The sequence below is a fragment of the Streptomyces sp. NPDC059874 genome (genome assembly GCF_042731135.1).
Taxonomy (GTDB): Bacteria; Actinomycetota; Actinomycetes; order Streptomycetales; family Streptomycetaceae; genus Streptomyces.
The window spans coordinates 31,372-44,876 of record NZ_JBHWJY010000070.1 but is presented as its reverse complement, the minus strand read 5'-3'; the positions used below and the strand labels follow the sequence as shown (position 1 = coordinate 44,876).

At 71.4% G+C, this 13,505-nt stretch carries 10 protein-coding genes; 6 read left to right on the top strand and 4 right to left on the bottom strand.

Annotated features, from left to right (window positions below):
* Positions 1 to 73 precede the first annotated feature (73 nt).
* Entirely contained in the window at positions 74 to 1,465 is a 1,392-nt protein-coding gene (locus ACFV9H_RS31095; RefSeq protein ID WP_385404722.1) for a peptidoglycan recognition protein, read from the bottom strand.
* Positions 1,466 to 1,604: 139 nt separating this feature from the next.
* Here ACFV9H_RS31095 and ACFV9H_RS31090 point away from each other — a divergent pair, with 139 nt between their 5' ends.
* The 4 genes from ACFV9H_RS31090 (at position 1,605) to ACFV9H_RS31075 (ending at position 7,463) form a co-directional block, all read left to right on the top strand.
* Positions 1,605 to 2,354, top strand: coding sequence for a TIGR03089 family protein (locus ACFV9H_RS31090; protein ID WP_385404720.1), 750 nt, complete (start codon positions 1,605 to 1,607; stop codon positions 2,352 to 2,354).
* Positions 2,355 to 2,529: 175 nt separating this feature from the next.
* The gene (locus tag ACFV9H_RS31085; RefSeq protein WP_385404731.1) at positions 2,530 to 3,765 is read left to right on the top strand and encodes an LCP family protein; all 1,236 of its coding nucleotides are present in this window, start codon (positions 2,530 to 2,532) and stop codon (positions 3,763 to 3,765) included.
* Between the two features lie 223 nt (positions 3,766 to 3,988).
* Complete coding sequence (locus tag ACFV9H_RS31080; RefSeq protein ID WP_385404718.1) at positions 3,989 to 5,716, top strand: LCP family protein; 1,728 nt, start codon at positions 3,989 to 3,991, stop codon at positions 5,714 to 5,716.
* Between the two features lie 76 nt (positions 5,717 to 5,792).
* Positions 5,793 to 7,463, top strand: coding sequence for an LCP family protein (locus tag ACFV9H_RS31075; protein WP_385404729.1), 1,671 nt, complete (start codon positions 5,793 to 5,795; stop codon positions 7,461 to 7,463).
* A gap of 78 nt (positions 7,464 to 7,541) precedes the next feature.
* Here ACFV9H_RS31075 and ACFV9H_RS31070 read toward each other — a convergent pair whose 3' ends face one another.
* Complete coding sequence (locus tag ACFV9H_RS31070) at positions 7,542 to 8,567, bottom strand: glycosyltransferase family 2 protein (protein WP_385404716.1); 1,026 nt, start codon at positions 8,565 to 8,567, stop codon at positions 7,542 to 7,544.
* Positions 8,568 to 8,855: 288 nt separating this feature from the next.
* On the opposite strand from ACFV9H_RS31070, the gene ACFV9H_RS31065 reads away from it, so the two are divergent.
* A complete protein-coding gene (locus ACFV9H_RS31065; protein ID WP_385404727.1) occupies positions 8,856 to 10,238 on the top strand; it encodes an LCP family protein in 1,383 nt (460 codons plus the stop codon).
* Positions 10,239 to 10,289: 51 nt separating this feature from the next.
* Here the strand turns inward: ACFV9H_RS31065 and ACFV9H_RS31060 are convergent, their stop codons facing one another.
* Positions 10,290 to 10,826, bottom strand: coding sequence for an acyl-CoA thioesterase (locus ACFV9H_RS31060; RefSeq protein ID WP_385404714.1), 537 nt, complete (start codon positions 10,824 to 10,826; stop codon positions 10,290 to 10,292).
* Between the two features lie 106 nt (positions 10,827 to 10,932).
* On the opposite strand from ACFV9H_RS31060, the gene ACFV9H_RS31055 reads away from it, so the two are divergent.
* A complete protein-coding gene (locus tag ACFV9H_RS31055) occupies positions 10,933 to 12,270 on the top strand; it encodes an LCP family protein (RefSeq protein WP_385404711.1) in 1,338 nt (445 codons plus the stop codon).
* 57 nt (positions 12,271 to 12,327) lie between these two features.
* On the opposite strand, the gene ACFV9H_RS31050 is transcribed toward ACFV9H_RS31055, so the two are convergent.
* Positions 12,328 to 13,410 carry a sugar phosphate nucleotidyltransferase gene (locus tag ACFV9H_RS31050; RefSeq protein ID WP_385404710.1) on the bottom strand — a complete coding sequence of 361 codons (1,083 nt, stop codon included), beginning with the start codon at positions 13,408 to 13,410 and terminating at the stop codon, positions 12,328 to 12,330.
* Positions 13,411 to 13,505: the final 95 nt, after the last annotated feature.

Here is a 13,505-nt window from a genome sequence, read left to right as displayed (position 1 = left end):
AGGCTGGATGTTCCAGCCTCGCCGGCGTTTGAGGCGCGGGGGTCCGGGGGCAGCGCCCCCGGCAGCGGCGCCGCTATGGCCGGCCCTGGAGCTTCGCCGAGGCCGTGCGGGTGGGCGGAAGCTGCGCGTACAACCGCTTGCCCGGGCATTCCGTGGCGAAGCCGTCGCGGTGGCCCGAGATGACGTTCAGCTTGACCGACTGGCCCTTCGGGAAGCGGTTGCCGCCGCCCGACTTCAGGGTCGTCTTCGCCCGCGGGTCCACGCCGAAGAGGCCGAGCTTCCAGGCCGTGAGGCGGGCCACCGCGTCGAGGGCGGCCTTCGGCGGGGCCGTGGAGGTGTAGGTGCCGAGGACCGCGATGCCCATGCTGTCCGTGTTGAAGCCCATGGTGTGGGCTCCCAGGACCGGCTTGGAGACGCCGCCCGCGCGGCCCTCGTACACCGTGCCGCACTTGTCGACGGCGAAGTTGTAGCCGAGGTCGCGCCAGCCGCTGCTGACCACGTGGTAGCGGTACAGGCTGCGCAGCACGGCGGGGGCGTCCTTGCAGGCGTAGTTGTTGCCGGAGGCGCTGTGGTGGACGAAGGCCGCCTTGACCTTGCTCGTGTAGCCGAAGCCGGGCTCGCGCAGGCTCTCGTCGGCGCCCCAGCCCTTGCGGGTGACGATCCGCGGGCGCGGGCCGATGTAGGCGGCTTCGGCCTCGGCCAGGTCGCCGTCGCTCGCGAAGGCCGCGTCGGCGGTGGAGTCGGCCTTGTCCAGGGCGATGATCTCGTTCGCGCCCATCGGGGCGTGCGGGACGTTCGCGGCGGAGGCCTCGGCCATCTCCATCGTCATGCCCGGCACCACCTCGCCCTTGTCGTCGTCCGCGGGGCGGCCGTTCTTGCCGTCGGTGCCCGCGCCGGGCGAGGTGAGGCCGGGGTCGACCAGTTCGATGCGCAGGCCGGAGGGGAGCCGGCCGGGGGCGTGGCCGGTGGTCTCGGTGCCCGGTTCGGCCTGGACGCGGACCTCCACGCCGTCGGACTCGCCGACCCACAGGGGGGCGGTCGCGCCGCGGATCCGGCCGGAGCCGCGTTCGATGGCGTCGGGGTCCGCGGCGTGCTCGCCGTTGTGGGTCTCGACGTCCTGCCAGTCGGACCAGGCCGCGGTGGCCGTGGAGCGGGTGCGGACCTGGACCCGGCCGTGGAGCTGGGTGGCGACGTCGTCCCAGACGACGCCGACCAGCGAGAACGTCTTGACGTCGCGTGCGGCCAGGCCGCGGGTCTCGGGAAGGCGTGGCGAGGCGCTCATGCCGGGGACGCCGGGGGTGCGGTCGGCGGTGGCCGGTCCGATGGGGGCGAGTGGCAGTGACTGGGTGGACCCCGCGACCGCGTCCGGGGACACGGCGGCCAGGGCGGAGGTGGGAAGCACGAGGGGCAGGGCCAGGGCTGCTGCCGTCGCGACGCCGATCGAGGAAGCAAGGAATCCACGCATGAAAAGGATGTTGAGCACGCTCACCATCCGGCGCCATCCGAGAACTGACGCCCCGTCCGGTGCCGCTCGTACACCCCTCCCCCGTACGGAGGATCCGGTGGCCGCCGTACGAGGGACGGGCCCGCGTACCCTTTGGCGGGTGAACGCCACTGACCGCACCCCTGCCGACCTGCTGCGATCCGCGCTCGCCGCCGATCCGGGCCGCCCGCTCGTCACCTTCTACGACGACGCCACGGGCGAGCGCGTCGAATTGTCCGTCGCCACCTTCGCCAATTGGGTGGCCAAGACCGCCAATCTGCTCCAGGGCGACCTGGGCGCCGAGCCCGGGGACCGGCTCGCGCTGCTGCTCCCGGCGCACTGGCAGAGCGCCGTGTGGCTGCTCGCCTGCGCCTCGGTCGGGGTCGTCGCCGAGGTGGGCGGGGATCCGGGCGCTGCCGATCTCGTCGTGAGCGGGCCGGACTCGCTGGAGGAGGCGCGGGCCTGTTCCGGCGAGCGCGTCGCGCTGGCGCTGCGGCCGCTGGGCGGGCGGTTCCCGCAGCCGCCGGCCGGGTTCGCCGACTACGCGGTGGAGGTGCCGGGGCAGGGCGACCGGTTCGCGCCGTTCGCCCCCGTCGACGCGGACGGCCCGGGGCTGGTCGTCGGCGGCGAGGAGCTCTCGTACGCGGAGCTGACCGCCCGCGCCCGCGAGGACGCGGTGAAGCTCGGCCTCGGCGCGGGATCGCGGGTGCTGACCGGGCTCGGCTACGACACATGGGACGGGCTGTCGGCCGGGCTGTACGCCGCGCTGGCGTCGGGCGGGTCCGTGGTGCTGTGCCGGAACCTGGACCGGCTGTCGGAGCAGGCGCTGGCCCAGCGGGTGGAGAGCGAGCGCGTCACCCACACGGTTTAGGGAGAAGGGGCGGCCGTCACCCACACCGCTCAACCTCGACACCGGGCGATTTGTCACCCACATGGCCCTAGACACGCCGTCGCCCCCAGGCTGCCCCAGCGGCCCGGGGGCAGGATCGGCAGTGGCCGTACTCACCCGTACGGCTGGTTGTCGGAGCGGCGAGGGGATGACGCCAGTGACGGACAGCGCGGGCATACCGAACGGTGGGAGCGATGCGGCCGGAGGCGAACCACGACCTCCGCGCAGCCGCAGGCGTCGGCTGCTGCGCTGGATCGGCCTCGGGGTGGCTCTGCTGGTCCTGGCGGGGGCGGCCACCGGGTGGTGGCTCTACAACAAGCTCGACGGGAACATCACGGAGGACACCTCGGCGGCGGCCGAGCTGCGGCGCTACGAGCGCGACCGCCCGGCGAACTTCGCCACGGGCGCCCAGAACATCCTGCTGATCGGCTCCGACTCGCGCTCCGGCGAGGACAACGCCCGGTACGGGCAGGACGAGGGCACCCAGCGCTCGGACACCACGATCCTGCTGCACCTGCCGGCGGACCGGAAGAGCGCGACCGCGGTGTCGATACCGCGGGACCTGATGGTGGACATCCCCGCCTGCCTGAAGGCGGACGGCTCCCGCTCCGGCGAGCGCTTCGCGCAGTTCAACTGGGCCTTCCAGTGGGGCGGGGCCGCCTGCACGATCCGTACGGTCGAGAACCTCACCGGTATCCGCGTCGACCACCACATGGTGATCGACTTCGGCGGGTTCAAGCAGATGGTCGACGCCATCGGCGGGGTGGAGGTCTGCCTCAAGCGGCCGATGGACGACGCCGAGGCCCATCTGAAGCTGCCCGCCGGGCGGCAGACGCTCCGGGGCGAGGATGCGCTCGGTTTCGTCCGGGCCCGCTACAGCCTGGGCAACGGCAGTGACACGGAGCGGATGGAGCGGCAGCAGCAGTTCCTCGGCTCGCTGGTCAAGAAGGTGCAGAGCAACGGTGTCCTGCTCAATCCGGCCCGGCTGTACCCGCTGCTGGACGCGGCGACCTCCTCGGTGACCACGGACCCGGGGCTGGCCTCGCTGCGCGGGCTGTACGAACTCGTACGGGGCGTACGGGACATACCGACCGAGCAGGTCAAGTTCCTGACCGTGCCCCGCCGGCCGTACTTCGCCGATCCGAACCGGGATGAATTGGTCAAACCGGATGCGGCGCGGCTGTTCGGGCAGTTGCGGATGGACCAGCCGGTGACGATCACTCCGCCGAAGCCCGAGGTGGAGACGACCGAGGTCAACGGCGACGGGATCGAGCCGACGGAAGCCGCCGGGGGGCGGCCGACCGCGGGCCGGGTCCACGAGGGAACCGAAGCCACCCCCACCCCCGTCCCCACCTTTACGGGGACGACGGCGGGCACCGCCGACTGCCGGTAAAGCAATCCCAAAAGCCGGTGACCGAACCGAGCGGGATGGGGTGTTCGCCCCGTTATAAGGCCAGTGGAATTCATCACCAGCATGGTTTGCAGCCGCACCTGACGGATAAGGTGAGCGATCCGGTGCCCCGGCCGGACCAGAGGCCGGGCGCCTGCAGCCGGATCGTTGACCGGACGCCTTGGGGGAGGCGCGCCGCGAGGCACCGACGGAGGATCGAGCAACCGTGGATGCGCAAAGCCGTGGGCGGGCCGACGAGATCGACCCCGCAGACCAGTGGGTACTCAACCCCCGCACCGGCCACTACGAACTGCGACTGGGTGACTCCACACCGCAGCAGCGGCCCACGGTCGCCCCACCCCGCGGAACCCGCACGGCGCCGTCCCGTCCCGAGCCCCGCACCTCCCCCTCCGTACCTCAGCCACGACGCGGCGACGGGCCGCCCGGCGGCCGGCGCGGCGGCCGCTCCCGCAAGGGCGGGGGCGGTGGGCGCCGCAAGAAGGCGCTGCTCGTCACCAGCACGACGCTGGCGCTGCTGCTGGTCGGCGGCGGCATCGCGGGTTACCTCTACTACGACCACCTGAACGACAACCTCAGCGTCACCGACATCGCGGGCGCGGGCACCGGTGGGTTCAAGAAGGACCAGGCCATCAACATCCTGGTCATCGGCACCGACAAGCGCAGCGGTGCGGGCAACGAGGGCTACGGGGACAAGAACAGCGTCGGCCACGCCGACACCACGATCCTGTTCCACATCGCCAAGGACCGCTCCAACGCCACCGCGCTGTCCATCCCGCGCGACCTGATCACCGACATCCCGAACTGCCCGACGAAGCAGCCCGACGGATCGACGAAGGAGATCCGCGGCACGAAGGGCACGCGCTTCAACAACAGCCTGGGCCAGGAGGGCCGCGACGCGGGCTGCACGATGCGCACCGTCAAGGACCTCACCGGCATAGAGGTCGACAACTTCATGATGGTCGACTTCAACGCGGTGAAGACGCTGAGCACGGCGGTCGGCGGGGTGCCCGTCTGCCTGGAGAAGGCCGTCGACGACGAGGACTCCAAGCTGAAGCTTCCGAAGGGCGAGCACCGGCTGTCGGGCGAGCAGGCGCTGGCCTTCGTACGGACCCGGCACGCCTTCGGCAACGAGAGCGACCTGGACCGGATCAAGACCCAGCAGCAGTTCCTCGGTTCGATGATGCGCGAGATGAAGTCGAAGGAAACGCTGACCAGTCCGAAGAAGTTCTTCTCGCTCGCGGAGGCGGCCACCAAGTCGCTGACCGTGGACCAGGGTCTGGGATCCATCGGCAAACTCACCGATCTCGCGGGCGAGTTGAAGGACATCGACCTCAAGAACATCACCTTCACCACCGTGCCCGTGCTCGACAACCCGGCCGAGAAGGTCAAGGCGACCGTCGTGATCAACTCGGCCCTGGCCGACCCGCTGCTGCAGATGATTCGGGGGGACGTCTCGCTCACGGAGGTCGAGAAGAAGGAGCAGGCCGCGAAGGACGCGGCCGACGCGGACGCGAAGGCCAAGCAGGACGCGCTGCTCCAGGGCAACCGGGCGGCCGCCGCGGACGTCAGGGTGGACGTGTACAACGGCGGCGGCCCCAAGGGCTCCGCGTCCACCACCCTGAACTGGCTGCAGAACACCAAGGGCGTGCCCAAGGCCGACAACCTCGGCAACGCCCCCGCGAAGGTCGACGCCACACAGCTGGAGTACGCCCCCAACCAGGCGGACCAGGCCCGGGCGTTGGCGGACATGATGGGGCTGCCCGCCACGGCGCTGAAGATGGGGACGACCGACGCGGCGGCGAAGACGCCGATGAAGCTGACGCTGGGGCCGGACTTCCAGCAGCCGGGCGCCCCGCTGGCGCCGCCTGCTCCGCAGGAGCTGCCGAAGGACGTTCAGCAGGCGCAGGCCGACAAGGCAGTCTGCGCCAAATAACGCGCTACGGCCGGGCATACCGGCACAATGCCGAGTAATCAGGATCTTTTAGGGGGGGCTCGTGAGGCACAGCAGCATGCGGGGGGAGGGGGCGACCGCCCAGTCCGCCGGTGAGATATCCGACGGCGGGGCGGGCGCGCCCGGCGCCGTGCCACCACCGCGGGGCGGCTCTCGCCGCAGCCGCCGGTTGGAAGGCGCCCGTACCTCCCGACGGGGCAAGCGGCGCGTGCTGCGCTGGGTGTCGTCCGTCCTGGCCCTGCTCATACTCGGCACGGCCGGCGCCGGTTACCTGTACTACCGCTACCTGAACGGCAGCATCAAGACGGACGCGCTGAACCTCGGCGAGACCAAACTGGGCGGCTCCAAGCCCAACGCCTTCGGGCAGACCCCGCTGAACATCCTGCTCATCGGCTCCGACGCGCGCAACGACGAGGCGAACCAGGCCCTCGGTGGGGCCACTGACACCTTCGACGGCCCGCCGCTGGCGGACGTACAGATGCTGCTGCACCTGTCCGCGGACCGCAGCAACATGTCCGTGGTGTCGATGCCGCGCGACACGCTGCTGATGATGCCCAAGTGCACCGAGCCGAATGGCAAGGTGCACCCGGCCAGCAAGGGGCTCGTCCAGACGAACCAGTCCCTCAGCCGCGGCGGCCCGGGCTGCACGGTCGCCGCCTGGACCGAGCTGACCAAGATCCCCATCGATCACTTCATGATGATCGACTTCAAGGGCGTGGTCTCGATGGCCGACGCCATCGGCGGCGTCCCGGTCTGCGTCGAGGAGAACGTCCACTCCCGCACCCGAGACGGCAAGGGCTCCGGCCTGAAGCTGACCAAGGGCACGAACATCATCCAGGGCGAGCAGGCCCTGCAGTGGCTGCGCACCCGGTACGGCTTCGAGGACGGCACCGACATCGGCCGCACCCACGCTCAGCACCAGTACATGAACTCGCTGGCCCGCGAGTTCCGCAAGAACGCCAAGCTGTCCAACCCCGTGAAGATGAACAGCCTGGCGCAGGCCGCGATCGACGCCATGGTCGTCGACCCCGGCCTGAACAAGATCGACAAGCTGTACGACCTCAGCATGGAGCTCAAGAAGGTCCCGCCGGGCCGGATCACCATGACCACCATGCCGTGGGTGTACAGCACCCGCGAGGAGGGCCGGGTCGAGCCCGAGGCGGGCGCGGCGGAGGCCGTGTTCCGGATGGTCCGCGAGGACGTACCGCTCGACTTCAAGGGCCCCGGTGCCCCGGCGGACGGTGCCCCTCCCTCGCCGGGCGTCTCCGCGACCCCGACTCCTCCTGCCGCCCCGACCACGGCCCCGGCCTCGGCGCCCGCGAAGATCGCGGTGTCCGTCCGCAACGCCACCAGCGGCAAGGACGGCGCCCAGGCCAAGGTTAAGAACCGGGCGAGCGACGTCGCCGCACTGTTGACCGGCAAGGGCTTCACCAAGGCCACCGCCGAGACCCAGACCGCGGGCGAGGACACCACGGTGGTCCGCTTCGCCACCGACGCCCAGGCGGCCGACGCCGCCGCCGTGGCCACCGCGCTGGGCCTGCCGGCCACCTCGGTGCAGAAGTCCACGGACGTCTCCGGGATCGTCCTGTTCGTCGGCAAGGACTGGCGGACCGGTGACGCGCCGGCCCCGCCGCCGCCCGCGCCGACCTCGCTCCCGAGCTCCGCCCACGCGCTCAACGGCGACAACGACGGCGCCTGCATGCCGATCCAACCGGGCTTCACCTGGTAGCCCGTACGCACGCGGAAGGGGCCCGGTGCGAAAGCATCGGGCCCCTTCGTGCGTCGGACCGCGTCGCCCGACCGCGGATCAGACCTGCGAGGCGTCCCGGCGGACCGCCGGACGGCGGCTCGCGATGACCTTGTTCGCCAGCGCGCGCGGGCTCGTCAGGAAGCCGAAGCCCCAGCACAGGTGCATCGTCGCGAGGGCCACGGGGATCTGCGCCCGGGCCTTCAGCGAGAGGCCCTTGCCCGCCGGGACGGAGCCCGCGACGATCGCCGCGAAGTAGCCGGCCGGCACGACGAAGCCCAGGGGGGTGACGGCCACGCCCACGACCAGGCCGGCGGCCATCGCGCAGACGAGGGTCGGCGGGGCCAGGTAGCGCGGGTTGATGGAGCCGGCGTGGTACCGGGCCACCACGTGGCGCCAGCGCCCGTAGTCCTTGTACTGCTTGGCCAGGGCCTTGACCGAGCGCCGCGGGCGGTACTGGACCTTCAGCTCCGGCGAGAACCAGATCAGGCCGCCGGCCTCGCGGATACGGAAGTTCAGCTCCCAGTCCTGGGCGCGGATGAACTCCTCGTTGTACCCGCCCTGCTGCTCCAGCGCCTCGCGGCGGAAGACGCCCAGGTAGACGGTCTCGGCGGGGCCCGCCTGGCCGCCCGTGTGGAACGGGGCGTTGCCGACGCCGATCTTCGAGGTCATCGCGGCGGCGACGGCGTCTTCCCAGGCGTTCTGGCCTTCGGCGTGCATGATGCCGCCGACGTTCTGCGCGCCGGTCTCCTCCAGGAGGCGGACCGCGGTGGCGATGTAGTTCGGCGAGAGCATGCCGTGGCCGTCGACGCGTACCACGATCGGGTGACGCGAGGCCTTGATGGCGGCGTTGAGCGCCGCCGGGGTCCGTCCGGTGGGGTTGGGGACGGTGTGGACTCGGGGGTCCTCGGCTACCAGTTCGGCGGCGATCTCGTCGGTACGGTCCGTGGACGGCCCGAGTGCGATCACCACCTCCATCTCGCCCGCGTACTCCTGTTCCAGGATGTGGCGGACGGAATCGCGGAGGTAGTGCTCCTCGTCGAGCACCGGCATGATCACCGAGACTGCGGGCTGCTGGGCGGGCATGTGGTCCTTCAAGGTCGGGTATCTGTGTCACGTTACCGCGTACGGGGGAACCGGGTGCGCGCCGAGCGAGCGGTACGGACAGACGCTGATCGTATGGGCCTACTGTTCTGACGAATCAGCCGAAGCCTGCGTTGACCTTCCCGAACTCGTCGATCTTGCCGTTCTTGCGACTGTTCCCTGCTGCCCGCGGAGGTGTCCCCCGTGCCCCAGCCGCACCGTCCCCCCCGTCCCGCCGGGCCGCGCCCGGTGCAGCGCGCCCGGCGACGGGGCGACCGGCCCCGGTGGGGGGTGCGGATCTCGGCCGGACTGGCGGTGATGGTGCTGGGCTGCGGAGCCGTCGGGCACGCCGTGATGACCGGCCTGGACACCGGCATCGAGCGCGTCGACCCGTTCAAGGACATGAAGAACCGCCCGCAGGCCGGGCACGGCCTGAACTTCCTGCTGGTGGGCACCGACGGGCGGGAGAAGATCAGCCCGGAGGAGAAGCGCGAGTACCGCCTCGGCGGGGCGCCCTGCCACTGCACCGACACGATCATGCTGGTCCACCTCTCGGCGGACCGGGAACGGGCGAGCGTGATCAGCCTGCCCCGCGACAGCTACGCGGAGGTGCCCGCGCACCGGGACCTCGTCAGCGGCAAGGACCACAAGGCCCACCCGGTGAAACTGAACGCGGCCTACGCGGAAGGCGGGCCCCAGCTGACCGTGCGGACCGTCGAGAACATGACCCGGGTGAAGATCGACCACTACCTGGAGGTCGACTTCACCAGCTTCATGAAGACGGTCGACGCGATGGGCGGAGTGGAGATCTGCACCGCCAAGACCATGCGCGACCCGAACACCGGCCTGGACCTGCTCCCCGGCACCCACCGCCTCACCGGCGGACAGGCCCTGCAGTACGTGCGCTCGCGCCATGTGGACGGGGCCTCCGACCTCGGCCGGATGCAGCGCCAGCAGCGGTTCGTCGCCGCCCTGATCAAACAGGCCACCGGCGGCGGCGTACTGCTCAATCCGGTGAAGTTCAAGGAGCTCAGCTCCACGCTGCTCGGCTCGGTCCGGGCCGACAAGGGCTTCGGCTCGGAGCAGATGCTGGCCCTCGGGCAGGCGATGCGGGACTTCACCCCGTCCTCCTCGGAGTTCGCCTCGGTGCCCATCGGCAGCCCCTCGTTCCCCGTCAAGGGCATCGGCTCCACCGTGAAGTGGGACGAGCCGAAGGCCGCCAAGCTCTTCGATGCTATGCGCCAGGACCGGCCGCTCGCCCCCGTCCGGCCCGGCAAGGCCACCGCCCGGCCGGCGGCGGTGCCGGTGGACGTGCCGCCGCAGCAGATCCGGGTCCAGGTGGAGAACGGGACCCGGATCGACGGGCTGGGCGGCCGCGTCGACGCCGCGCTGCGCGCCACCGGCTTCGACACCACCGGGGCCCCGGGCAACGGCGCCAGCCGCGAGGTCCGGCGCACGGTGGTCACGTACGACCCGCGGTGGGACCGCTCCGCCCGGTCGGTGTCGACGGCGCTGCCCGGCAGCGAGCTGCGGGCGGTGCCGGGTCAGGGGCGGACGGTGCTGGTGATCGCGGGCGCCGACTACCGCAAGGTGGTGCCGGTGCGGGCGGAGGACCCGTACCAGGGCGGCGCCGTCGGGGTGGTCACCGGGGACCAGGTGGTCTGCGGGAGGTAGGGCCGGGGCGGGGCCGGTGAGCGGGCCGGCTGCGCCGGGGCCGGCGGCGGCTCAGTCGTCGAAGCCCTGGGCCGCCCGCTCCTCGCGCAGCGCCGTGATCGCCTGGCGGCGGGCGAGCCGGTGGGTGCGGCGGATCTGGGCCTCCTGGTAGCGCCGCTCGTCCTGCTCCGTCTCGGGCAGCACCGGCGGGACCTGGCGGGGCTTGCCCTCGGCGTCCACGGCCGCGAAGACGAGGTAGGCGCTGCCGACCTGGGTGGCGGGGGTGGACTCGTTCCACCGCTCCGCGAGGACCCGTACGCCGATCTCCATGGAGGAACGGCCGGTCCAGTTGCACTGGGCCTTCACGTGGACCAGGTCTCCGACGCGCACCGGCGCGAGGAAGGCCATCTCGTCCATGGAAGCGGTGACCGCCGGCCCCCCGGAGTGCCGGCCGGCCACGGCACCCGCCGCGTCGTCCACCAGCTTCATGATCACACCGCCGTGCACCGTGCCGAGGAGGTTGGTGTCGTTCGCGGTCATGATGTGGCTGAGGGTCGTACGGGAGGCCGCGGTCGGCTTCCCGGGCAGCTCGCCCGGTATCTGAGTCATACGGACACCTTAGATCCGTACCGGAGGCATCAGCTCTGCAACAGCCCCGGTACGGAACCCCGCCCGGGCTGTCGGACGACACGCCCGGGCAGGCATCCTTGGGCACATGAATGACTGGCCAGAAGGTCGTGACGGCGGGTACGGACGCGGCAGCGAGCAGCCGCAGCCCGAGGGTGCCCAGCGGATGCGGCACATCCAGCGGCAGCAGCCCCAGCAGCCGCCCCAGCCTCAGCGGCCCCCACAGGGCCCGCCGGCGCCCCGGCAGCCCCCGCAGCCGGGTCGGCCCGCGCGCCCGTCCGTGCCCCCGCAGCAGGCGCAGAGCCACGACACCTACGGCGGCTACGACAGCGGCTACAACACCGGCCAGGTCTACGGCACCCCCTCGGGCGGCGGCCCGGGCGGACCCGGTGGCTCCGGCGGACCGGGCGGGCCGGGCGGGCCCGGGCGGCGGCCGACGGGCCCCGCGCCGGACTGGCGCAAGCGGATCAAGATCGGCTCGATCGTGCTGGTCTCCGTGCTGCTGGTGACCACCGTCTCCACGTACTTCTGGGCCGACTCCAAGGTGCGCCGCGAGGTGGACCTCTCCAAGGTCATCGAGCGCCCGAAGGAAGGCGACTGCACGACCTACCTGATCGTGGGCTCCGACAGCCGCGAGGGCATGTCCGACGAGGAGAAGAAGAAGCTCCACACGGGCTCGGCCGAGGGCAAGCGCACCGACTCGATGATGATCCTGGCGAAGTGCTCCAGCGGGAACACGATGATCTCGCTGCCGCGCGACTCCGACGTGGAGATCCCCTCCTTCGTCGGCTCCCAGTCCGGCAAGAAGTTCCCGGCCCAGGGCCGTCGGGTCAAGCTCAACGCGGCGTACGCGGAGGACGGCCCCGAGCTGCTCGTGCGGACGGTGGAGCACAACACCGGCCTGCGCATCGACCACTACGCGGAGATCGGCTTCGCCGGCTTCGCGAACATCGTGGACGCGCTGGGCGGGGTGGAGCTGGACATCGAGCAGGGCTTCAAGGACGAGAAGTCGGGCGCCGACTTCAAGGCGGGCAAGCAGACGCTGAACGGCGAGCAGTCCCTGGCCTTCGTACGGACCCGGTACGCCTTCGCCGAGTCGGACCTGCAGCGGACGAAGAACCAGCAGAAGTTCCTGGCGGCGCTCGCCAGCCAGGCGGCGACCCCGTCCACGGTCCTCAACCCGTTCGAGCTCTACCCGCTGCTGGGCGCGGGCCTGGACACGCTGATCGTGGACAAGGACATGGGCCTGTACGACATGGGCCAGATGTTCTTCGCGATGAAGGGCGTCAACGGCGGTGACGGCGTCTCGATGAACATGCCGATCTCCGGCCAGCGCGGCGGCAACCTCGTCTGGGACAAGGCGAAGGTGCAGCAGCTGGTCAAGCAGATCCAGAACGACGAGAAGGTCACCGTCCGCGGGAACTGACCGCGGACGGGACCGGACCGGACGTACCGGACGGGCGTCCGGGTCGGGCGTACGGGATCAGGCGTCCGGGGAGAAGCGGATCGCGGCCGCGGGCAGCCGCGCCCCGCACCACACCCGGGCGCCGGCGCGCAGCTCGTTGTCCGCGCCCACGACGGCGCCGTCGCCGATGACGGCGCCGTCCAGTACGGTCCGCGCGCCCACACTGGCGCCCGCGCCGATCAGGCTGGCGCCCACCTGGGCGTCCGCCTCGATGACGGCGCCGTCGAGCACGATGCAGCCGTCGACGACCGCTCCGGCCTCGATGCGGGCGCCGGCGCCGACGACGGTGCCTCCCGACAGCTTGACCCCTGCCGCCACCTGGGCTCCGGGCAGCACCAGCGACTCGCCGCGGCGTCCGGGGACGGCCGGGGAGGGCACGACGCCGCGGACCAGGTCCGCGGAGGCCTGGATGATCGCCTCGGGCTTGCCGAGGTCCATCCAGTAGGTGTTCTCGGTGACGCCGTGCAGCCTGCCGCCGGAGGCCAGCAGGCCGGGGAAGGTCTCGCGCTCGACGGAGACCGGGCGGCCGACCGGGATGGAGTCGATCACGCTGCGGCGGAAGACGTAGCAGCCCGCGTTGATCTGATCCGTGATGATCTCTTCGGGGGTCTGCGGCTTCTCGGTGAAGGCCAGCACCCGCCCGTCGGGGTCGGTGGGGACCAGTCCGAAGGCACGGGGGTCGTCGACGCGCACCAGGTGCAGGGAGACGTCGGCATCGGCCGCCTTGTGCGATTCGACGAGTCCGGCGATGTCCAGGCCGGTGAGGATGTCCCCGTTGAAGACGAGGACGGAGGAGTCCGGGCCGCCGGTGAGCAGCTGCGCCGCGTTGCGGATGGCACCGCCCGTGCCGAGGGGCTCGTCCTCGACCACGTACTCCAGGTGGACGCCGAAGTCGGATCCGTCGCCGAAGTAGGGCTCGAAGACCTCGGCGAGGTAGCAGGTGGCCATCACGATGTGCGTGACCCCGGCGGCGGCGGCCCTGGCTATCTGGTGGGCGAGGAAGGGAACGCCTGCCGTGGGAACCATCGGCTTCGGCGTGTTCACCGTCACGGGGCGCAACCGCGTCCCCTGTCCGCCGACCAGCAGGATCGCTTCCGTCATTGCGTTCTCCCCAACCGATTCCGGCGTACGAAGGTCCAAATTTAGCCCATGCCGGTGGCACGTAAACGCCCGAGGCGGCCGGATGCCGGGAGCTC

Excerpts from the sequence above, each read along its gene's own strand:
- ACFV9H_RS31050 (WP_385404710.1), bottom strand. The coding sequence starts at position 13,410 with ATGACGGAAGCGATCCTGCTGGTCGGCGGACAGGGGACGCGGTTGCGC.
- ACFV9H_RS31075 (WP_385404729.1), top strand. The coding sequence starts at position 5,793 with ATGCGGGGGGAGGGGGCGACCGCCCAGTCCGCCGGTGAGATATCCGAC.
- ACFV9H_RS31095 (WP_385404722.1), bottom strand. The coding sequence starts at position 1,465 with ATGCGTGGATTCCTTGCTTCCTCGATCGGCGTCGCGACGGCAGCAGCC.
- ACFV9H_RS31055 (WP_385404711.1), top strand. The coding sequence starts at position 10,933 with ATGAATGACTGGCCAGAAGGTCGTGACGGCGGGTACGGACGCGGCAGC.
- ACFV9H_RS31060 (WP_385404714.1), bottom strand. The coding sequence starts at position 10,826 with ATGACTCAGATACCGGGCGAGCTGCCCGGGAAGCCGACCGCGGCCTCC.
- ACFV9H_RS31070 (WP_385404716.1), bottom strand. The coding sequence starts at position 8,567 with ATGCCCGCCCAGCAGCCCGCAGTCTCGGTGATCATGCCGGTGCTCGAC.